Origin of the sequence: Algoriphagus pacificus, assembly GCF_017254845.1 — a bacterium.
GTDB classification, from domain to species: domain Bacteria; phylum Bacteroidota; class Bacteroidia; order Cytophagales; family Cyclobacteriaceae; genus Algoriphagus; species Algoriphagus pacificus.
In genome coordinates, this window is the sequence record NZ_JAFKCU010000002.1 from 105,041 (window position 1) to 127,222 (window position 22,182).

At 40.1% G+C, this 22,182-nt stretch carries 20 protein-coding genes; 5 read left to right on the forward strand and 15 right to left on the reverse strand.

From position 1 onward, the window contains the following. The first annotated feature begins 1 nt into the window (after position 1). Positions 2 to 742 (forward strand): PdaC/SigV domain-containing protein, encoded by a 741-nt coding sequence (locus J0A69_RS07305; RefSeq protein WP_206585914.1) that lies wholly within the window; start codon positions 2 to 4, stop codon positions 740 to 742. Positions 743 to 758: 16 nt separating this feature from the next. Here the strand turns inward: J0A69_RS07305 and dnaA are convergent, their stop codons facing one another. Further along, entirely contained in the window at positions 759 to 2,177 is a 1,419-nt protein-coding gene (dnaA, locus tag J0A69_RS07310) for a chromosomal replication initiator protein DnaA (RefSeq protein WP_206585915.1), read from the reverse strand. Between the two features lie 365 nt (positions 2,178 to 2,542). On the opposite strand from dnaA, the gene J0A69_RS07315 reads away from it, so the two are divergent. Genes J0A69_RS07315 through J0A69_RS07325 form a run of 3 tightly spaced genes read left to right on the forward strand, consistent with a single transcriptional unit; the run spans position 2,543 to position 7,446 of the window. Next, positions 2,543 to 3,940 (forward strand): methylmalonyl-CoA mutase family protein, encoded by a 1,398-nt coding sequence (locus J0A69_RS07315; RefSeq protein ID WP_206585916.1) that lies wholly within the window; start codon positions 2,543 to 2,545, stop codon positions 3,938 to 3,940. Then, positions 3,937 to 6,057 carry a methylmalonyl-CoA mutase gene (gene scpA, locus J0A69_RS07320; RefSeq protein WP_206585917.1) on the forward strand — a complete coding sequence of 707 codons (2,121 nt, stop codon included), beginning with the start codon at positions 3,937 to 3,939 and terminating at the stop codon, positions 6,055 to 6,057. Before J0A69_RS07315 ends, scpA begins: the two co-directional genes overlap by 4 nt. A 33-nt stretch (positions 6,058 to 6,090) precedes the next feature. Beyond that, the gene (locus J0A69_RS07325) at positions 6,091 to 7,446 is read left to right on the forward strand and encodes an AGE family epimerase/isomerase (protein ID WP_206585918.1); all 1,356 of its coding nucleotides are present in this window, start codon (positions 6,091 to 6,093) and stop codon (positions 7,444 to 7,446) included. Positions 7,447 to 7,452: 6 nt separating this feature from the next. On the opposite strand, the gene J0A69_RS07330 is transcribed toward J0A69_RS07325, so the two are convergent. The 6 genes from J0A69_RS07330 to J0A69_RS07355 form a co-directional block, all read right to left on the reverse strand. Further along, entirely contained in the window at positions 7,453 to 7,785 is a 333-nt protein-coding gene (locus J0A69_RS07330) for an AtuA-related protein (RefSeq protein WP_206585919.1), read from the reverse strand. After that, positions 7,775 to 9,121 (reverse strand): acyclic terpene utilization AtuA family protein, encoded by a 1,347-nt coding sequence (locus J0A69_RS07335; RefSeq protein ID WP_206585920.1) that lies wholly within the window; start codon positions 9,119 to 9,121, stop codon positions 7,775 to 7,777. Before J0A69_RS07335 ends, J0A69_RS07330 begins: the two co-directional genes overlap by 11 nt. Before the next feature lie 4 nt (positions 9,122 to 9,125). Continuing rightward, complete coding sequence (locus tag J0A69_RS07340) at positions 9,126 to 10,421, reverse strand: CitMHS family transporter (RefSeq protein ID WP_206585921.1); 1,296 nt, start codon at positions 10,419 to 10,421, stop codon at positions 9,126 to 9,128. 141 nt (positions 10,422 to 10,562) lie between these two features. Then, positions 10,563 to 11,309, reverse strand: a complete 747-nt coding sequence (locus tag J0A69_RS07345; RefSeq protein WP_206585922.1) for a Dph6-related ATP pyrophosphatase — start codon at positions 11,307 to 11,309, stop codon at positions 10,563 to 10,565. A gap of 84 nt (positions 11,310 to 11,393) precedes the next feature. After that, positions 11,394 to 11,666 carry a DUF4242 domain-containing protein gene (locus tag J0A69_RS07350; protein ID WP_206585923.1) on the reverse strand — a complete coding sequence of 91 codons (273 nt, stop codon included), beginning with the start codon at positions 11,664 to 11,666 and terminating at the stop codon, positions 11,394 to 11,396. 215 nt (positions 11,667 to 11,881) lie between these two features. Continuing rightward, on the reverse strand, positions 11,882 to 13,423 hold the full coding sequence (locus tag J0A69_RS07355; RefSeq protein WP_206585924.1) for a M20/M25/M40 family metallo-hydrolase: 1,542 nt from the start codon (positions 13,421 to 13,423) through the stop codon (positions 11,882 to 11,884). 211 nt (positions 13,424 to 13,634) lie between these two features. Between J0A69_RS07355 and J0A69_RS07360 the strand changes: the two genes are divergently transcribed. Beyond that, a complete protein-coding gene (locus J0A69_RS07360; RefSeq protein ID WP_206585925.1) occupies positions 13,635 to 15,566 on the forward strand; it encodes a TIGR00341 family protein in 1,932 nt (643 codons plus the stop codon). 3 nt (positions 15,567 to 15,569) lie between these two features. Here J0A69_RS07360 and J0A69_RS07365 read toward each other — a convergent pair whose 3' ends face one another. The 8 genes from J0A69_RS07365 to J0A69_RS07400 form a co-directional block, all read right to left on the reverse strand. After that, on the reverse strand, positions 15,570 to 16,019 hold the full coding sequence (locus J0A69_RS07365) for a YybH family protein (protein ID WP_206585926.1): 450 nt from the start codon (positions 16,017 to 16,019) through the stop codon (positions 15,570 to 15,572). Positions 16,020 to 16,162: 143 nt separating this feature from the next. Continuing rightward, positions 16,163 to 16,906: a hypothetical protein gene (locus J0A69_RS07370; RefSeq protein ID WP_206585927.1), complete on the reverse strand. Its 744-nt coding sequence runs from the start codon at positions 16,904 to 16,906 to the stop codon at positions 16,163 to 16,165. A gap of 65 nt (positions 16,907 to 16,971) precedes the next feature. Beyond that, the gene (locus tag J0A69_RS07375; RefSeq protein ID WP_184492614.1) at positions 16,972 to 17,292 is read right to left on the reverse strand and encodes a 2Fe-2S iron-sulfur cluster-binding protein; all 321 of its coding nucleotides are present in this window, start codon (positions 17,290 to 17,292) and stop codon (positions 16,972 to 16,974) included. A gap of 15 nt (positions 17,293 to 17,307) precedes the next feature. Then, complete coding sequence (locus J0A69_RS07380) at positions 17,308 to 18,312, reverse strand: NAD(P)/FAD-dependent oxidoreductase (RefSeq protein WP_206585928.1); 1,005 nt, start codon at positions 18,310 to 18,312, stop codon at positions 17,308 to 17,310. Positions 18,313 to 18,389: 77 nt separating this feature from the next. Beyond that, complete coding sequence (locus J0A69_RS07385; protein ID WP_206585929.1) at positions 18,390 to 18,836, reverse strand: MarR family winged helix-turn-helix transcriptional regulator; 447 nt, start codon at positions 18,834 to 18,836, stop codon at positions 18,390 to 18,392. Between the two features lie 122 nt (positions 18,837 to 18,958). Then, the gene (locus J0A69_RS07390) at positions 18,959 to 19,936 is read right to left on the reverse strand and encodes an ABC transporter ATP-binding protein (protein WP_206585930.1); all 978 of its coding nucleotides are present in this window, start codon (positions 19,934 to 19,936) and stop codon (positions 18,959 to 18,961) included. 2 nt (positions 19,937 to 19,938) lie between these two features. After that, entirely contained in the window at positions 19,939 to 20,967 is a 1,029-nt protein-coding gene (locus J0A69_RS07395) for an iron ABC transporter permease (protein ID WP_206585931.1), read from the reverse strand. Further along, positions 20,957 to 22,102 (reverse strand): ABC transporter substrate-binding protein, encoded by a 1,146-nt coding sequence (locus J0A69_RS07400; protein WP_206585932.1) that lies wholly within the window; start codon positions 22,100 to 22,102, stop codon positions 20,957 to 20,959. Before J0A69_RS07400 ends, J0A69_RS07395 begins: the two co-directional genes overlap by 11 nt. Positions 22,103 to 22,182 lie beyond the last annotated feature (80 nt).

Here is a 22,182-nt window from a genome sequence, read left to right on the forward strand (position 1 = left end):
GATGAACATTAGATCGATTGCCGTTCTGTTACTTTTCATGGGGTGCTCTGTTCCGAAAGAATCAGCAGTCCAGAATTTGACTTTTTCCTCTCAAGAAATCCTGACTAAGAGCTGTGAAGAAGAGAACTGTGCAAAAGTTGAAATTACTTATCCAGAAGCATCTCCGACTGAAGCGGGGAATAAAATCAATATTGCTCTTCGATCTAGGTTGATGGCATATTTTCGTCAGGATACGACTTATGCTGATTTAGAGACTGCTGCAGAGGATTATATCAAAGGCTACAATGAATTTAAAGCAGATTTTCCGGATGCTCCTGGAGCTTGGGCAGTCGAGATAAAAGTTGAAAATACCTATGAATCAGATAGCCTGATCAGTTTTAAATTCTCCGAATACAATTTTTCAGGAGGGGCACATCCAAATTCCAGTATCAATTTTATCAACTTTGATAAAAGCTCGGGTAATATCTTAAGTGTGGAGAAATTTGTTCTTGACCAGCAAAAGCTTTTGGAAAAGGTAAAAAAGAAATTTCGCGAGCATCATCAAGTGCCTGAAGGAACTTTGCTTACTGAAGACCCAAGGTTTTTCTTACCTGAAACGGGTTTCTTTTTACCCAATGCGATGGGATATGAAGGAGATAAATTTCGGGTGATCTATATTCCTTATGAAATCGGGCCTTATGCGCTAGGCTATACAGAGCTCAGTTTTGAGCTGGATGATTTGGATGGGATAGTAAAAAAATAGAGAGGTAGATCCTGAATTAATAGGATCTCATTTTGAATTTCTTCTTCAATTCGTTGACAGCATTTCTGAAAGAACTGTCAGTTTCCATCAGATCGTTTACGGTTTGAACCGCATGAATCACTGTCGAGTGATCCCTTCCGCCAAAATGATATCCGATGGATTTAAGGGAATGATTGGTGAATTCTTTGGAGAAATACATGGCCACCTGTCTGGCAACTACGATTTCTTTTTTTCGAGTCTTGGCTTTTAGATCATCCAAAGCAATCCCGTAATATTCGGAAACAGTTTTTTGGATGTAATCTATCCCAACTTCAGTTTCGATGTCTTTGATGATGTTTTTCATGACCGTTTTGGCCAGTTCCAAACTGATTTCCACTCGGCTCAAAGAAGCATGGGCGATCAAAGAAATCAAAATACCTTCCAATTCACGGACATTGGTATCCACTGTGTAAGCTAGGTATTCGACCACATCATCAGGAATATATATTCCTTCAGATTGCATTTTTCTTCTAATGATGGCTACCCTTGTTTCGAAGTCAGGCATTTGCAAATCTGCAGTCAAACCCCATTTAAAACGAGATAGCAATCGTTCTTCCAGACCCTTCAAATCCCTTGGAGGACAATCGGAAGTCATGATGATCTGCTTTTTGTTTTGGTGCAAGTGGTTGAAAATGTGGAAGAACATCTCCTGTGTTCTGTCTTTTCCTGCTAAAAATTGAATATCATCGATAATCAGTACATCCACCTGCATGTAAAAATTAGTAAAGCTCTTCACGTTACCATCTTTGATGGAATCCATGAATTGATTTACAAACTTTTCAGAGGAAACATAAAGTACAAATTTGTCCTCTGGACCATTTTTGATTTCGTTTCCTATGGCCTGCACCAAGTGGGTTTTACCAAGTCCCACTCCTCCATAAACCATCAAAGGGTTAAAAGAAGTGATTCCAGGTTTGGTAGCTACTGCAAACCCAGCCGATCTAGCCAGACGGTTACAGTCACCCTCGATGTAGGCACTGAAAGTATAATTAGGATTCAGATTGCTTTGAGTCAAAGCCTCCGCATCCAAGGATTTCATTTCAAAAGGAGTTCTTTGCTCTTCTGCTGCTGAAGGGCCTCCCTTTTTACCATTATTTCCCTGTGGATAGGAAACTACATAAGGCTGATTGGAGGAATTTCCTCTGTCTACAACCACTGCATATTCCAATCTGCCACCTTGCCCTAATGTGGTTTTGATGGCAAGTTTTAACACCTGCACATAATTATCCTCCAACCATTCGTAAAAAAACTGGCTTGGAACCTGAATCGTGAGATTGGTTCCTTCAAGTTTAACGGGATTGATAGGCTTAAACCAAGTCGAAAAGCTCTGCTCATTGACGTGTTGTTCAATCACACGTAAACATTCATTCCAAACGGCGCTAGCTTCTGAACTCATTAGAGAAGATTTCTGAAAATCTGATAACCCTGAGATTACAGGGGTGTCAAATTTGGAGAAAAATCAGGTAAATAAAAAATCCAATTTCAATTGAAAATGTGATTTTTTGGACATTTAAAATTTAACCATAAAATGAAATTTGGCCGCGAAAATTGAACCAACCTGTTTAATTCTATTGTGATAATCTGAAAAACCATTACTTTATTTAATAGGAAGGCTTTCTCTCTCTACTGAATTTCAATGATTTAACTGGTTTTGCATGTCGTCTTTTTTCAGAGAAATCTATTCGTTAGGGCTTTCAGAAGCAAATGGTTAATTTTGATTAGACTGAATTCAAATTTTAGATTCAAGAATACAAACCCAATATGACAAAAGATTCTTTTTTTGATTTTCCTTCATCTTCTAAATCTGATTGGATTGATCAGGTTAAAAAAGATCTGAAAGGAAAAGATTTCGATACCACACTTGTGAAGGAATTATGGGATGAAATCAAAATTGAACCCTACTACACCAGTGAAGAGCTGCCTGCTATCCATGAGCAGCTAGATTTCAATCCTGAACCTAAATTGCCTGGCTTTTCTCCAAGATCTTGGAATACCATTTACTCCATCAAACCGGTGGATGATAAAGGTGCCAATAAAAAGATTTTGGCAGCCTTAGAGTCTGGAGCAGACGCATTATTAATACACTTGGACGGTTCGGAAGATTTAAATCAACTTCTAAAAGGGGTTCTGACAGAATTCATTCACATTTATTTTTCACCTATCCGAAATGCCCGATTGGTCTACAGTCAGATTTGGGAATGGCGTGAATCGGTTCAATTAAAACCGTCCATGTTACGTGGGGCGGTTCTTTGGTCCCCAACAACTGAGCTATTCTTAACAGGTGAAGGATTTCAGGAATCCCTTGATTTGGCAAAAGACATGATAGACCGGTTCTCGGCTTATTTGGAGTTTTATCCATTGACTCTTGATATTGCCCGCTATGCTGATGCTGGTGCTTCAGGAATCCAACAATTGGGATTTGGACTGGGGGAAATGATCGAATGGATGGATGCAATGATAAAAAAGGGGGTTTCTGTAGCCATGCTTTTTGATAGTACAGCATTTTATGCTTCCGTTGGAGGGCATTATTTCCCTGAGATTGCTAAACTGAAGTCTTTCAGGATTTTGCTCTTAGAATTGGCTGCAAATCTTGGTCAGAATCTAGATCCATCTCAACTCCATTTTATAGTATCCACTAGTACTTGGAGTAAATCTCTGATAGATCTCAATACCAATTTGATTCGGCAGACTTATGAAGGTATGGCTGCAATCCTAGGTGGAGGAAATGGGATTTGGATCAGAGATGTAGAAGAAGAAAACTCTGATTTTCGGAAGAGAATAGCTAGAAATGTGTCCATCATTTTAAAAGAAGAGAGCTACCTGAACAAAGTGATGGATCCCAGCGCCGGGTCTTATTATGTTGAAAATCTCATAGATGACCTTAAAACTTCTGTTTTGAGCCAATTGAAAGACTTGGAAAATGATGGAGGCTGGTTGAAGGCTTTTGAAAGCAGAAAAATTCATGAGGAAGTCAGGAAAAGAAGGAAGGAGATTCAACATCTTTTTCTTGACGGGAAACAGGTTTCTGTCGGATCAAATAAGTATTTAGATAAAGCAGCTACTAATGGGACTTTTATTGATTTCCAGGAAAAGGAATTTGAATTGAAGCCTTGTAGAGCTAGTTATTTATTGGAATCAAAAACTTTGAAAAACTCATGAGACCTGATTTAGAAAACTGGAAAAGTCTAAATTTTCCTACAACAAAGCAGGACTCTGAAGAACTTTGGAAGTCCGCTGAAGAGATTGAAATTCCTGCGAAATTTGATAAAAAGGAAATTTCTGATCTTCCACATATTGATTTTGCTGCAGGAATACCTCCCTATCTGAGAGGACCTTATAGCACAATGTATAGCATGCGTCCATGGACCATTCGTCAATATGCTGGTTTCAGTACCGCTGAAGAGTCCAATGCTTTTTATAGGAGAAATCTAGCAGCCGGGCAAAAAGGACTCTCTGTAGCTTTTGATTTGGCTACTCACCGAGGTTATGATTCTGATCACCCAAGAGTGGTAGGAGATGTGGGAAAAGCTGGGGTTGCCATCGATTCTGTAGAGGACATGAAGATTCTTTTTGACCAGATTCCTCTGGATCAGATGTCCGTTTCTATGACCATGAATGGAGCCGTGATCCCGGTTTTGGCTTTTTACATAGTTGCAGCCGAGGAGCAAGGAGTAAAGCCTGAAGCACTCAGCGGAACCATTCAAAATGATATCCTGAAGGAATTCATGGTCAGGAATACCTACATCTATCCGCCCCAGCCTTCTATGAAAATCATTGCCGATATTTTTGAGTTTACCGCAGCCAAAATGCCTAAATACAATTCGATTTCCATTTCGGGTTATCATATGCAAGAGGCAGGTGCAACAGCGGATTTGGAATTGGCTTATACCTTGGCTGATGGTTGGGAATACCTCCGAACAGGAATCAAAGCAGGCTTGGACATTGATGATTTCGCTCCGAGGCTTTCTTTCTTTTGGGCAATAGGCATGAATCATTTTATGGAAATCGCCAAAATGAGAGCAGCTAGAATGCTTTGGGCTAAAATCGTTAAAAAATTCAATCCAAAATCCAATAAATCTCTTGCACTTCGTACCCATTGCCAGACTTCGGGTTGGTCTCTTACCGAGCAAGATCCATTCAATAATGTCACTAGAACAGCCATTGAGGCCCTTGCAGCAGCAATGGGAGGCACCCAGTCACTTCATACAAATTCTTTGGACGAAGCCATAGCTTTGCCTACTGATTTCTCTGCCAGAATCGCTAGAAATACTCAATTGGTATTGCAGGATGAAACTGGAATAACAGATGTGGTTGACCCTTGGGGAGGATCCTATTATGTGGAATATCTGACGAATCAATTGGCTAAAAGAGCTTGGGAGTTGATCGAAGAAGTGGAAGAATTAGGAGGCATGGCAAAAGCAATTGAAGCTGGACTACCTAAATTGAGAATAGAAGAGGCGGCGGCCAAAAAGCAAGCAAGGATAGACAGTGGAAAAGACATCATCGTTGGGGTGAATCGCTTCCAAGTTGACGAAGAATCGGAAGTGGAAGTCAGGGATGTAGATAATCAAGCTGTTAGAGAATCTCAAATTGCTAGACTGAAAGAACTAAGGGCTAAAAGGAATCAGCAAGAAGTGGAGGATTGTCTTCAAAAACTAACTGAGGTAGCCCGTACGGGAGAAGGCAATTTGCTGGAAATTGCGATTGAGGCAGCTAGAAAAAGAGCTACTTTAGGAGAAATCTCTGATGCGATGGAAGTTGCTTTCGGAAGACATCAGGCACAGACTAAATCTATTACTGGAGTTTATTCAGCAGAAGTGAAAAATCAGGAATCCTTTCAAAAAGCCATTGCTCTTTCAGATCAATTTGCTGAGATGGAAGGTCGTAGACCACGTATTATGGTTGCAAAAATGGGGCAGGATGGTCATGATCGGGGAGCCAAAGTAATTGCAACAGGATTTGCGGATCTCGGATTTGATGTGGATATCGGGCCTTTGTTTCAGACTCCTGAAGAAGTCGCAGAACAGGCGATAGAAAATGATGTTCACATTGTAGGGGCATCTTCTTTAGCTGCTGGCCATAAGACTTTGGTGCCACAATTGATTCAGGCATTGAAGAATCTCGGAAGGCCTGATATAATGGTAGTTGCGGGAGGTGTGATTCCAACAAAGGATTATGATTTTCTTTTTGATGCTGGAGTTGCGGCGGTATTTGGACCGGGGACTGTATTAGCTGAAGCCGCTATAAAGATTCTTGAAAAGTTGATTGACGAATAAATACCTATTTCTTCCTCATTTGAAATTAATACCATGAAGGGATCTCTCTCTGTTTTTCTATTTGCCTGCCTAGCTTTTTTTTCTTGTGCTGAAAATGAAGAGCAAGTGGATGCTAAAATTATTTTAGCTGATAAGATGGAGAAGCACCTCAAAACTGAGGTGCTTGATAAATGGTATCCTCAATCCATGGATACAGTGGATGGTGGGTTTCTTAGCAATTTCTCCTACGATTTTATTCCTGGAGAAAAGCAGGAGAAGATGATTGTCACACAGTCCAGGCACGTATGGACAAATGCCAAAGCTTCCGAAAAGTATCCTGATGTGGAGTACTGCAATCAAGGCGCTGCCCATGGTTTTGAATTCCTTAGAGAAAAGATGTGGGATTGGGAAAATGGAGGATTTTATTGGTTGGTGGACAAACAGGGGCAACAAATCGGGAATCCCATGAAAACTGCCTATGGAAATGCTTTCGGGATTTTTGCTTTGGCAGCCTATTATCAGTCTTCTGGAAATCCAGAAGCCCTTTCACTTGCGAAGGAGGCTTTTTATTGGTTGGATAAACATGCGCATGATTCAATTGATGGCGGTTATTACCAGCATTTAGAACCAGATGGAACTCCAATTTCCCGTCCTGCCGATACACCATCTACTTCGGATTTAGGCTACAAAGATCAAAACAGCTCCATTCATATTTTAGAAGCTTTCACCGAGCTATATCATGTTTGGCCGGATCCGCTTTTGAAAGAGCGATTGGAAGAAATGCTTTTGCTGATACGGGATCAGATAGTCACTGAAAAAGGATATTTGACGCTTTTTTTACATCCCGATTGGAATCCAGTTACATTTCGGGATTCCACTGATGAGGTGATCTTGGCACATCACAATCTGGATCATGTTTCTTTTGGGCATGATGTGGAAACGGGTTTTTTGATGATTGAGGCCTCTGAAACTTTAGGTTTGGAAAATGATGAAAAGACTCATACGATTGCCAAAAAGATGATAGATCATGCCTTAGAAAATGGTTGGGATGAATCCGTGGGAGGCTTTTATGATGAAGGTTATTATTTCCTAGATGGATTTCAAATCACCCATGACACTAAAAATTGGTGGGCTCAGGCAGAAGGGATGAATGCACTTTTATTGATGGCAGAATTGTATCCTGAGGATCCCCATGACTATTATGGCAAGTTTTTAAAGCTTTGGGGTTATACCGATACCTACCTGATTGACCATGAAAATGGAGATTGGTATTCAGGAGGTTTAGACAAGCAACCTGAGTTGAAAACAGTGGGAAAGGGGAATGTCTGGAAAGGAATTTACCATCATTACCGATCCTTGGATCATTGCATCAATAGATTGAGGGAAATGGCTGAGGCAAATCACGAGTAGAAATTTCTAGAGGCTTTTTCCTGAGCTATCAATCTCAATTTCCATTTCCAACAAGGCATAACTTAGTGATTTTCCATGTGCATCCATAGCAATGGATGTGGTGACTCCAGTCCCTAATGATTCTTCACAAATAAATTGAAAGGCATGAAGTTCGGGCAAGGAAAACCTTTTGACTTCTCCTTTCAATTGATGAGCTAAAAATTCTTTCACCTTCTTAGCAGTGATTTGGTTTTCTATCGCAGAAAAATACTTCTCCTCAAATGGGATAACAGATAGTAGGAGGGTATTCCCTTTGTCTCCAGCTCTTCCGTGAGCGATTTCTGCAAGTTTAATTTTCATCGGAGCCTGGTTTAGAGTTAATGATTGTTAAGAGTGGTTTTATTTTCTTTCTGTCCATCAAAATAGAAACTACCCCTACGAGCTCTGTAGTATTTTTTCGAGCACCACCACCACCAGCTGGCCCGTTAGTGTACAAAGCTTCAACTTCCTCACCTACGAGTGATGCCTTGTTTTGATCTTGGGTTTTTCCTGCCACTCTAAGCCTTACTTCATAAGGGTTCGAGGATTGGGAAAGTGATAAACCATGAAGGGAGCTCATTCCGATATAGTCCACTCTAAATTCATCAAATTGAGATTTGATTCGCTTCTCGATGATTTCTCCTGCCAGCATAGCTCGTTCTTTTGCATGGGCTCCTGCATATGAAATTTCCCCTTCGCCAAGAAAGCCAGCCTCATATCCCACACTGACTTTAAGTGTTTCTGGAGCTTTTTGACCCGCTCCACCTGAAACGCTTATTTCATTTTCACCCGATTCGATAATGCTAACTTTGGAAAAATCAGCGACCACATCTGGAGTGAAATATCCATGTGGATCCAAGACTTCATAGAGGAGTTGTTCTTTCGCAGTTTGCCGAGTAATTATCCCGCCGGTTCCATCCACTTTTGTGATTTTGGCAGTTCCATTAATTCCCACTTCGGCAATTGGATGGCCGAGTTTATCCATGTCAGGAACAGGTTTGGTCACAGGATCTGCAAAATATCCCCCAGTTATTTGCCCTGCACATTCCATCAAATGACCGATGACAGTTCCTTGGCCCATTAGATTTGAGTCCTGTGGATCCCAGCCAAATTCATGAACTAGAGGTGCCAAAAACAAAGAAGGATCAGCCACTCTTCCTGTGAGAATAATCGTTGCGTTGGTTTGGAGGGCTGGTAAAATCGCATCAATTCCCAGATAAGCGTTGGCGGAAAGTAAGTTGCCATAGTCCTTGATTGGTTTTCCGGATTCCAAAGTCGATTCATCTCCGGAAAGTAACTCGAAAACATCATCTCCATGGACTACCGCAACAGTAATATCAATTCCCAGTTTTTGGGCGATTTCGAGGATTTTTTTGCCACCAGCCAAAGGATTTGCAGCACCCATGTTGGAAATCAGGCGGATATTTTTTTGAACCAAAATGGGTAAAAGACTTTCAATTCTTCTTTCCAAAAGAGGATCATAACCAAGGTTCGGATCCTTTTTCTTGCGCTTTTGTGCCAAAGAAATAGTCCTTTCGGCTAGGCATTCCAGCACCAAATAATCAAGATTTCCTTCCTTGGCCAAGATGACGGCAGGCTCCAATCTATCTCCAGAGAAGCCAGCACCACAACCGATTCTTACAAATTCCTTCTTCATGATTTTAAACCGAAATGGCTCCAATTAGTATGGCCACAAACACCATGATTAATGTGATCAAAAACGCCCAAGGGATCGTTTTTTTCTGATGCTCTCCCAATTCTACTCCTGCTAATCCGATCAGCAAAAAGGTAGAACCAGTCAAAGGACTCACCGCAAATCCTGTTGTCATTTGTCCTAAAATGGCTGCTCTTCCCACTTCCAAACCTGAAGCTTGAAAGTATTCGGCACTGGTCGAAAGAAGAGGCAGAATGCCGAAATAAAATGAGTCGGGATCGAATAATAGACTAGCTGGCATCGCAAAAATACCTGTAATAAGCGGTATTTGCCTGCCTACTTGTTCTGGGATTAAATTTACAACTTCTCCCGCCATTGCCTCAGTCATTCCTGTTCCTTTCAGGATTCCCGTAAAGCAACCTGCTGCAAACAGAATACTGGCCATCAGCATAGCTTCTTTGGCGTGAGCATCGATACGGGCTTTTTGCTCGGATACTTTTGGGTAATTTATTAGAAGCGCAATCGCAAAAGCTATCATAAAGACGATATGTGGCGGTGCTAGATTGAAAATCATACAACTGATAGTCACCAAAACAAAAAGCACATTGAGCCAAAATAGCTTAGGTCTTGCCAGTTCTTTTTTCTCTGAAACTTTAGGCTGATTGGTCTGATGCTTTTCTGTTCCTGAGAAATTTATGTTTTTACGTTCCTGTAAACCGAAATAATAAGCGATGACTAAAACACAGGTTAATCCCACTAATACAGGAATCAATATTGGATTGAAAAGCTCCGTGACGGGAATATTCAGTGAAGTGGAGGCTCTCAAGGTAGGTCCACCCCAAGGGAGAATATTCATGGTTCCAGCGGACAAAGCCACAATGGAGGCCAATGTCAATCGGCTCATTTTCATACGATCATAAACTGGTGTCATTGCCGGCACAGCGATTAAAAAAGTGACTGCTCCAGAGCCATCTAAGTGAATAAGCATCGCTAATATGGCCGTAGCAATGGAGATTTTTAGGGGATCATTTCCTGCGAAAGCCAAAAGTCGATCGATAATGGGATCAAAGGTTCCGGCATCCATCAAGATTCCAAAAAACAAGATCGCAAATACGAACATCAATCCCGTAGGGGCGATATTCAAAAGGCCTGTACCAATGAGAGAAGGAAGCTCTTTCCAGAAACCCGCTAAAATTCCAGTGATGACAGGGATCAAAATCAAAGCGATAACAGGAGAGGTCTTTTTACCAATCACAAGGATAAAAAGCATGACAATGGTAACAACTCCCCAAAAGGCTAACATCCGATTCTATTTTTAGATCTTGAAAACTTTTTATGGAAGGGATAAGAAGGTGTGATGGTCATTTATAGGTTTATTTCTTCTGCAATAAACTTATAAAAATTATTGTTTCGATCCGAGACAATAAAGATTGGCTTTTATAATTTATTCAATCCCAATCAAATCAGTAAACCAAAATCCAAAGGCATAGGGATCCTCTTTTTTATGATCATCTTGGAAGCAGTCTTCGGAGTTCTCTTTTTTTGGAGCCTCATATTTCCGGTAAATAGTCTCTCCAACTTCAAAAGGAATAGGATTTTCAAAGATTGGACCGTCAAAGACAAAAGTATGGAACTCGCCATTCTCACCACATGGATCCACGGTTTTGGGAAGATCTTTAAGAAAATCCTCATCAATGATTCTCCCTGCAAAATCCTGGCTGAGATATTTTTCATTAACACAAGTGGTGATGGTTTTGAACCCAAGATCCAGAAACTCCTGAATCAGACGATCTGTGGGTTGTTTCCAAAGAGGAAATACTCCTTCCAATCCAACTTCTGCTAGTTTGTTTTCCCTATAAGTTCGCAGGTCTTCCAGAAAAATATCCCCGAATATGGAATGTGTAGCTCCTTGGTTGATCAGAGGGTTCAAAGTATTCCGCATAGCCTGTTCGTACGCCTCCATAGTTGGCATATCAGGAACCACCATCTCTGTTAAAGGAATTTTTAGACTTTTTGCCTGTAAAACCAAGAGCTCCTTCCGAACTCCATGCATGGAGATTCTTTCAAACTTTTGACTTATGCTGGTAAGTAAAGTGAGGATTTCAAAATTTTGGGATTGCTGGATTTTGTAAAGGGCTAATGCTGAATCTTTCCCTCCGCTCCAGTTAAAAATGGCTTTATTCTGACTCAATTTTCTGGGGATTAAAGCATGAAACTAAGTCAAATTCTATAAAAAGTGAAGGATGCCTTAATTAAAGCATCCTTCAAATAATTTTTACTCAGAAGTGGTAGGATCAATGATGGTTGAAACTACTGCTACATTGTTGGCTGGAAAGCCTCCCTGTTTTGCATGTTCCCGCACCATTTCTTCATTTGGAGCTATGTAAACACAGTAGATTTTGTCTCCTGTTACATAGCTGTGAAGCCACTGAATTTCAGATCCCATTTTCCTTAAAACATTGCAGGAGGTTTGAGAAATTCCCTTCAGGTCTTCAGCAGAGAGGCTTCCCGCACCGGGGATCTCTCTTTCGATTACAAACTTGGGCATATTGATAAAAATTAAGTGATCCTACTCGTTTGGCTTTTCGGATTCGCCCCGTTTTTTAAAGTGGTCGCTGGATTCCACTTATTGAAATCACATGGGTCTAAACTATCTAAAATTCAGGGTATTAACAATAAATATTTATTGGTGAATTCATTAAAAAAAAGCCTGATAGAATTAGAAATCTATCAGGCTTAAATCATTCCGACTTTGTTGAATATTTAGTTCACTTTAGGAAGTTCTTCCCTTGGTAATTTTTCATCTCTTTGCGCTGTATTATAAACGAATGAGGCTACGATAACTGCCATTTGACGCAAATCATCCAACTCCAATCTTTCGAAATTATCCATGTTGGTGTGATGGGTTCTGGTTCTATATTCGATAGGATCCTGGATAAATTGGAAGCCAGGAAGGCCCACTGCATCGAAACTCTGATGATCTGTTCCTCCGGTATCACGAATTGTGATTGTTCTGTTTTCAATGAGATCATCCACCGGCTTAAACCATTGATCGAAAATAGGACCTACAGCCTCATTTCCCTGCAAATAAATCCCTCTGATTTTACCTGTTCCGTTATCGATATTGTAGTAAGCAGAAAGCTTCTCATGGTCCGGTTTTAATTCCATGCTTGCTCTGTCTGCGAAATGATTTTGAACATAGTTTCTTGAACCATGAAGTCCTTGTTCTTCTCCTCCCCAAAGTGCAATTCTGATTGTCCTTTTAGGTTGAAGTCCCGTAGCTTTTAGAATTCTCACTGCTTCCATCATCACGATACAACCAGCCGCATTATCAGTAGCACCATTGGCACCATGCCATGAATCCAAGTGACCACCAAGCATAACCAGTTCAGATTTTAAAGAAGGATCCGTTCCCGGGATTTCAGCAATGACATTATAGCCTTGCAAATCATCTGTCAGGTATCTGCTTTTGATTTCTGCTTCTACCTCCACATCAACCCCATTTTCAACAAGCCTTGCTAGGAGGTTTACATTTTCAGGTGCAGTTTCCAATTCAGGAACTCCCACTGGCGTATCCTTTAAATAACCTCTTGGGCTGCTGGTGAATAAAGTTCCATGTCTTCCATTTACACCTTTGATGATCAAAGCTGCTCCTTCCTCATTCAAAAACTCAGAGATTCTCATGGAAAATGCCCTCGCTGCACGTAGCGCCTGCATTTGTTCAGGAGTAAATCTACTTCCTCCTGCTCTTTCCGCAGGTGGCTCAGCCATGGCATTTAATTCTTCCTCCGTGAATCTTGTCGCGTCAGCTTCAAAAGTGGGACTTTGATCTCCAGATGGTTTAATGGCGATGATTGCTCCCTTCAGCTTGCCTTTGTATTTAGCTAAATCTTCCTCGGTAGTAGCCTCGATGAAGACCACTTTTCCACTTACTTCGCCATTGGTACTTTCTGTCCAGGCTTTTGGGATGGCAATAAATGGCATGTAATACGGTTTGGTCATGGCAACGTAGCTTTTTTCCATTTCCCAACCTCGACCAAATTCACCCCAAGCTTCTGTTTTGGCGTTTTCCAAACCCCAAGCGGTCAATTGCTCTACCGCATAATCCGTTGCTCTTTTATATCCTTCGGAGTTGCTGAGACGAGGGCCTGCTTTATCGACTAATTCAAATGCTATTTTATTGACCTGGGAATTTTCAAGGCCCTCTTTTTTGATTTTTTCAATGGCTTGTAGGTCTATTTTTTCCTGCGAAAAGGCAATGCTTGCAGCAAAGAGTGCAGGAATGAATAAAAATGATTTTTTCATAGAATGCTGTTTAAATGGTTGGTGATTCAATATATAGCAGAATGAAGCGATTTCCTGATTTTTTCAATGAATGGTGGAGATAAATTGAGTTTTGGAAAAAACTGACCAGAATTGGCATCAATTTTTAACCTGAAATGTCTAAAAGACTCTTGAAATTTTAGAACTTGAATCTGAACTTTCAAAAGCAGGTGGATTAAAGCTAATTTTTGGTATGGCGGAAAAAAGGATTTTTGTATTTGATAATCAGCTGGATAAGGAGGAGGTCGACAAAGTCAGAGAATTATTTGAGACCAAGCCCTCTCAAGAAATAGCTGTCCAAGATTTGGATAAAAAATCCATCAAAGACTCAGATTTTTTGATTTGTCTGATCTCTGATACGCAACTTAAGGACTTAATTTCCCAATTCGGTGAGCGAGAAACCTCGATTGGCTTATTGCCTCACCCTGAATTGGATCACGGGCAAAAAGGTTTTGGCATTAATAAAAACATGGAATCGGCTCTGGAGGAAATTCTGGAAGCCAAAGAGGTTGATGCCATTGATTTGATGACAGTCAATGAGGAGTTGGTTTTGAATTCCTTGGTGATAGGGGAGTCGCTAAGCATTTTTTATGGGGATAGATCCGCAAATTTTTGGGAAGGCTTGAAAAACCGTTTTCATCAATTCATCAAAGTTTTCCGAAGGGTCAAATTGCAAGAAGTGGAAATCAGTTTCCCGGATGAAAAGGAAGAAAATAAAAGCATCTCCACTGCTAGCATGGGGATTATTGCCGTGGCTCAATGTCAAAGTCATGTAATCTTCAAGCGAATTATCAAAGATTCAGGACTTAAAGATGAGCTTGTTCACTTACTTATTTTCGCTCCAAAAAGCTTGATTTCTTTGATTCGTTTTGCACTTCAAAACCTCTTTTTCCCTATCAAGGGAAATAAACTCCCAAGGTTTGTAGGCTATGCTACTGGCAAGGAAATCCATCTGAAAGTCAAAGAGAAAACGCATTTTGCAATTGATGGAGTTGAAAAGGAAAACACTGAAATCAAGATAAAACTTCATGAAACGCCGGTTCATATTTTACCTGGAAAAACTGTTTTAGAATCCGAACAGGGAAATGGGAAGGAGGTTCAGAATCTAAATACACTACCTACTGGCAAGCTCAAAGAAGAATTGACAAGAGGCTACTTACCTTGGGTGAGACATGCTACTTCTGAGGAGTTTAAAGAATTGTTCAAACTACTCAAGGACAATTCCCAAACAACAGGTACCTACCTGGTTTTGATGGTACTTTCTACTATGATTGCCACATTTGGTTTATTTGGAAATTCATCGCCTGTGGTCATTGGAGCAATGATTTTAGCTCCATTGATGGCTCCTATTATTTCTCTGGCGATGGGAATGCTTCGCCAAGATGGTTTACTGATCAAAAATAGTTTGATCACCATTTTTTGGGGAGTGCTTTTGGGATTGATCTTTTCTATGATGATTACCTGGATAACACCACTTCAGATTTTAAATGATCAGATTCTGGCAAGGATTCGCCCCAATCTCTTGGATTTGGGAGTGGCTGTTGCATCTGGGATGGCAGGTGCTTACGCTTATAGCAAAGAAGAAATTGCCAAAACCTTGGCAGGGGTCGCGATTTCTGTGGCTTTAGTTCCGCCTTTGGCTGTAGCAGGTATTGGATTAGGTTGGGCAGATTGGAATGTGTTTTTTGGAGCTATGCTATTACTGGGAACCAACTTAGCAGGGATAGTTGTCGCAGCGGCTTTGACATTTTTGACTTTGGGATTTAGTCCTTTCCGCTTGGCAAAAAAGGGATTGGTGATCAGCTTGGTTTTGCTGGCTGCAATTGCCACACCCTTGGCTTTGAGCTTTTCGAAAATGGTCAATGAAAATCGGATTATCCAAGAATTAAGTGGTCAAGAAATTCCGCATGGTCTACTTCGAAATGTAAAAGTTGTCAATATGCAACCCTTACGATTAGCGGTTACCATTCTTTCTGAAAACGATTTGAAAGATGCAGATTTTAATGAAATCAGAACTGAAATAGAGGAAAAAATTGGATCTCCGATTGAGCTGGAGCTGACATTGGGGATTCGGATGGGAAAAATCGAGAAGGGAGATAAAACGGATACTATCTCAACTGATTAATACTTAATTGCCAGCTGGTAGCATATTCCGAATAGCAGAAATCCTCCAGCTTTTGCCATCATCCACAACTGTAAAACTGCTCCACATTTTTCGGATTGATCCATCTGGATTTTTGATTTCATATCGGGCGTCTACTAGGGCAACTTCCTCCGCCATAAATCTGATTTTTTCCACATGCAAGGTTCTTTCACCAGGATTGCTGGTTGAGCTTTCCATCATGCCTTTGATAGCTTCCTGGATTCCCGATCTCCATACCCCAGAAGAAACCAATTGATCAATGTCTTTTGTCAGGATCTTTTTAAGCAAAACCGTGTCCTTGGTATCTCTCGATTTTGAATAGGAACTGATCAGGTTTATTATTTCTTGAGAGTTTTCTTTTGTAATGTCTTTGGTTTGGGAGAAAGTATTAAAGCTAAGTGTTGTAAAAAAGAAAAGAAGGCAAAAGCGAATCATAAGATTTTAGTATGAATTTATTCTAATCTACATTTTATTAATCAAACTAAAGCCTATAATGTGATGAAATGGTTTAGGGAAAAGTCAGGAAAAACTAATTTACAAAAGTAAAAAAGTAGAATATGACCAATAGGAAATGGTAGTTATTGAAATTCTAATAGCTGGAATGAGTTGGTAGGTTCCCAAAATTCATTTTCAATCACTAGGAAAAATTTCACAATCGTGGGGATCGGACGATCGGAGTAATAGCTATCTACTTCCCATTTAGAACTCTCAATTAATTCCAAGATCATTTGATCTAATTCGGTATCAATACCATCAAGAACTCTTGCATCTGTCCAAAAGTTTAAGTAATCTATTTCAACTTCATAAATTCCAAATTTTGGGTTTGATGCATTTGATTTCAGTTGGTTAAGCTTTTGAAAAAATTCATTTTTAAAGCTATCGATAAAGAAAATAGAGGTGTAGTTAATCTGACTTTCTCTAACCTTTCTTAGGATTTCGATTTCCTTTGGTCTTTCTTTTAATTCGGAAAGCGAAAAGGATCGAGAGCAATAACCAAAAAAAGGGAGTTCATCTTCAATAGATGTTAAATACACCAACATCTCCTGGCCCTCTTTCAGGTAAACGTGACACATTCCATCTGCCTTTTTAGGGTCTACAATATAAAATTCAGAAAGACTCGAACCTTTAAAGTTCTCATGCACTTGAAATTGAACCTTGAGGAGGGAAGGGTTTACTTCAAAAGTAGAGATGTCCATTATTTTTCCTGAAACTACATGGGAAGATCTTCTGTATGCTTCATCAAATCTCACATTGGCACAATCGCAAGCAAATGATTTGGATAGGCTTATGAATAAGATGCTTGTAGCTAACCATTTCATCATGCTCTAAAATAAAAAAAAGCCACCCATTTCTGAGTGGCTTTTAGAGTAATTAAGAATATTATCTTTTATTGATCTTCTCCTCTGAGTTTGATAACGGCTCCTTCCAAAATATCACCTATTCGGATCTGGCAAGCCAATCTTGAAGTAGGGAAGTATTCCGGCAGATTTTCCAACTGATCTAATTCGATATCAGTAGCTTCACCCAGCTCGTCTTTTCCTTCCAAAACTTCGATGTGGCAAGTCGCACAAAGTGCCATACCCCCACAAGTGGCCAAAACAGGATATTCTGAAGCTTTCAAAATCTCCATAAGGCTGAAGCCCATGTCATCTGGAGCTTCTATTTCTTGACGATTGCCGTCGTGATCTTCAACAGTGAAATTAACCATGCCGCAAAAATAGTATTAAAATGAATTTACACCATTAACAGTTGTGTATTTGAAGCTCAATTTCTGATCTGGATACACATATTTGAATGCAGAGTGCATCATAATCGCAGCTTCATGGAATCCGCAAAGGATCAATTTCAATTTGCCTGGATAGGTATTGATGTCACCGATGGCATAAATTCTCTCCACGCCGGTAGAATAATCTCTCGTATCAACCTCAATGGCGTTTTTATCGATGCTAAGTCCCCAATCAGCGATTGGGCCTAGCTTTGGACTCAACCCGAAAAGAGGAATCAAATAATCTGTATCGATTTTGATTTCAGCTTTTGATTTGTCTACAAAAGTCACAGAATCCAGTTTTCCATTTCCGGAAACTTCCTTCAGGTTAGCAGAAAGGATCAAGTCAATTTTACCTTGATTTGCCAAGTCAAAAACTTTAGCCGCAGAATCAGGTGCTCCTCGGAAAGTCTCATTTCTGTGAACCAAAGTCACTTTTTTAGCAACTTTAGAAAGAAAAATAGTCCAGTCCAAAGCGGAATCACCACCACCTGCAAGAATGACATTCTTATCGCGGAAAGTTTCTGGATTCTTCACCATGTAAGTAATTCCCTTTCCTTCAAAAAGCTCTAGATTTTCTACCACAGGTTTTCTTGGCTCGAAGCAACCAAGACCACCTGCAATAACAATCACTTTTGCATGTACATGTGTCTTGTCTGAAGTAGTCACGATGAACGAACCGTCCTCCTGCTTGTCCAAATGATCCACTCGCTCACCCAAAGTAAACGTAGGAGAAAATGGTTTTGCCTGCTCCATCAAATTGTCCACAAGATCCTGCGCATTCACTTCAGGGTATCCTGGAATGTCATAAATCGGTTTCTGAGGATAAATTTCGGAAAGCTGTCCGCCCACTTGTGGCAGCGCATCAATCAGGTGGCAACGCATTTTCAGCAAACCTGCTTCGAAAACTGCAAAAAGGCCAACTGGGCCGGCTCCGATGATACAAAGATCTGTGTGAATCATGGTTTATTGACTTTATAGGTAAAACCCTGGATTTATGCTTTTGTTCGTGTAAATATAATTAGTATAACAAATACTTTTTACTCAATATCTTGGCCACCTAGGTTTTTATAGATGGTATTTAAGATTCTTTTAAATTCTTCAAAATCAGTTTCACTAAGATTTTCCCAAGCTTTCTCTCTGATTTCTAGAATTTGTGGCCTTAATGCAATCACTTTTTCTGTTCCCGCATCGGTCAAATGAAGTTGGAAACTTCTTCTATCCTGCGGATGTGGTACGCGCTCTACATATCCTTTTTTGCAGAGTAAATCAATTATTCTAGTCAGGGTAGGATGGTCTTTGAAGACCAACTGAGCCAACTCCGTCTGACTGAGCAGCTTGTTTTCAGATAGGTTTTTGAGTACCAGCCATTGATCCACTGTTACATCAAAATCCCCTGATTTGAACTGCTGCTGGGCATATTGCTTTACTTTCCGCGCTGTGCGATCAAGTAGAAACGAATACCTTGCAAATTGCTCTTGTGTCATACAAATAATTAGTGTGACAAATATATGAATTTTCTGAATTGAAAAAGTAATTCTCTATAAATTTTATAGGGTTTGTTACATTTAAAAATAATTTGCTTTTCCTGAAGGTTTTCTGACAGATTTCAGCTTTTTCTGCTTCCCAAAAATTTGAAAAATTCCTCCAAAGAAAGAAAGGTCTTTCCTTCAAAAAGTATTTGGAATGGTTCATTTTTGACTTCTATCAGGTTATCTAAAAGCCCAATATTTTTCTTTGAAAAAGCCTTTTGAATCCAATAAGTCAAATTTTTATCTCCTGAAATATTCCAAGCAGGTAAATCCGAAGTCTTCTGAATTTTGCCTTTTTCAGGATCGAAATGAAATTCTTTACCTGGAAGTAGTTCATTAATCTGACCTGAAATCACCAAGTCCTCAGGTAATCCTGCAATCAAAGGCGTACCGCAATTCAGTAGCCAAAATTGGTCCGCAGTTTCCAATGCAATTTCCAAATCATGGGTTACGACTAGGATTGCTTTTTCCTCATTTACACAGATTTCTCGAAGGAGATGCATGATTTCATAGCGATTGACCAAGTCTAAATGGGCTGTGGGTTCGTCAAGAATCATGACTTTTCCATCCTGAGCCAAAGCTCTGGCTATCATAGCTTTTTGTCGCTGTCCGTCGCTGATTTCAGAGAGGCGCTCGTCCTTCAGGTAGGTGATTTTTGTTGCAGCGAGTGCTTGATTGACTTTTTCTCGATCAAGCTGATTTAACTTTCCAGTCCAATTGGTGTATGGAATTCTGCCTAGAGCCACAAGTTGTGACACAGTCATATTCCCCGGTAAAATCGGTTCAGTTAGGACAACCGCAAGTTCTTTGGCCAATTCAGCATTCGAGAAATCAGAATTAGTCTTTCCTCCAATCGTAATCTCACCTTTGAATGGCTTGATTTCTCCTAAAATGGCTTTGACCAAAGTGGATTTTCCAACACCATTGGGACCTAGCAAGCAGGTGAGTTCGCCGGATTGAAGGGAAAAATTCAATCCTTCCAGAATAGTCTTTTTGTCATTGCCTTTTTGATAGCCCAATGATAGATTTTTTCCGGAAATGGCTTCTCTCTTCATCTTTAGAATTCTTTACTGAAGTTTTTCTTCAAAACCAGACTGATCACAATAGGAGCTCCAACCAAAGATGTTACGGCATTGATCGGCAAAGTTTGCGCATATCCCGGAAGCTGAGAGATGGCATCACAGAGTAATAAAAGTATGCTTCCCATTACTGCAGAAGCCGGGAATAAAATCCGATGATCAGCAGTTTTCCAAACCATTCTCGCCAGATGAGGCACTGCGATTCCGATAAAAGCAATTGGCCCACAAAAAGCAGTGATACTTCCAGCCAATAATCCTGTGCTCAAGATCATAAACCAACGGATAGTGGACGGATTGATTCCCATGCTTTTGGCATAACTCTCGCCCAAAAGCATCGCATTATAGGATTTGACAGAGGCCAAAATGGGTAAAAATCCCAATACTATCATCAATAGCAAAACCCAAACCTGTGACCAACCCAAACCTCCCAAACTTCCCATGGACCAGACTGTAAACAGCTTAAGGGAATCGGCATTGGAGTAATAAGAAAGGACTGAAATGATGGCTGAAACTGCGGATCCAAACATCAAACCGACAATCAACAAAGTCATGCTGTCTTTGATTCTCCAGGCCACCAAACTTACCATTACCAAAACCAAACTTGCTCCGATTGTTCCCGCAAAAGCAATGGCCCAAGTATTGAAATCCGATGTACTGGAAAATCCAAAAATAGTCCCAGCCAACATTAATATTGCTACTCCTAAACCAGCTCCAGAACTGATTCCAAGAACAAAAGGTCCTGCCAATGGATTTCTGAAAAAGGTCTGCATTTGTAGTCCGCTCAAGCTCAATCCAAATCCGGCAAAAATTGCTACCAAAGCTTTTGGAAGCCGATAGTTCAAAATAATTTGTTTCGTCGACTCTTTGACCCAGTCGCCGGTAAATATCCCTTTCACAATTTCGATCGGAGAAATAGCAACCGATCCCAAACTGATATTTAGCAAAAAGCTACCAATCAGTAGGATGAGTCCCGCACTCAGAAAGAAAATGGATCGGTTATTTTTCATGGAGTTGTTGATAAAAATACAACTCATAATCTGGTAAAAGTTCTGGATGAAGGATTTTGATCAGATCTTTTAAAATCAGATCAGGTCTCATATATCCCAATTCGAAATATTCCAAACCGCCAGTTGCTCCTCTCTTTTGAGTGTAAGAATAGACTTTTCCATTTTTCCATGCTTCGAAAGCCTGGTATCTAGGTTCTGATTCACCCATTTTCTGGATACTTGGAAAGTCTGCAGAACCGATCCAGAAATCTGCGCCTAATGCTCTATCCAGTACATATTCGTAATTCAACTGAGCACTTCCTGTACCTTTTTGATCTTTGAAAATGTAATTTCCACCGGCATTTTCGAGGATTTTAGCTCCCCAGCTATCACTTCCCGGGGCATACCAAATGTCTTGGTATAGAATTCCACTTAGGACTGTCGGAAAGGAAGTGCTGTCTGCTTTATTGATCAGTTTTTCTGCATCCAAATAGGATTGCTCCACTTCTTCAAAGACTTCTTTTGCCTCCTCGTATTTTCCTAAAAGGATACCTGTGAATTTGATCCATTCGGCTCTTCCAAGTGGGTGCTGCTCCACATATTCTCCATTAATCAGAGCAGGAACTCCGGCAGTTTTCAATAAATCCAAGTAGCGGATATCATCTCCGAGAGTAGAAATCATGATCCAATCCGGTGCTGTATCGATGATCATTTCAGGGTTTGAAGACGGACCAGAACCCAGATCTTTTACTTTTTTTTGATCAATTAATGCCCTTGTTTTTACTGAGGAAATCAAATCTGTATTCGGAAATCCAATCAGTTTTTCAGAAGCATTTAGCATGTCCAAATGAGGAATCTGTGTGGTGGAAGTGAGTATGATTTCATTCACTGGAAGCTGTACGATTGCATCAAAATCTCCTGATGGTTTTTCCGATTTTTCCTCCAAAATCAGGTAACGAAAACTTTGTGTCGCGCCAGTCCAAGGTTGACTTACTTCGATTTCCCAATAGCCATTTCCTTTAAAAATTTCGAAACCTTTCGCATAGTCCAAAGGAATTTTTTCCAAAGAATTCTCAACTTTTTGATCCTTAGAATTACAGGATAAAAGACTGAAAATCAATAAAAATAAAAGAGTAAAAGGTTTGGTTTTTTCCATTGGAAAATTTTCGTTTTCGGGGCTCAAAGTAAGCTTCAGATTTTTCTACTTCCAAAAAAAAGAAATTTGCTCTGCTTTTT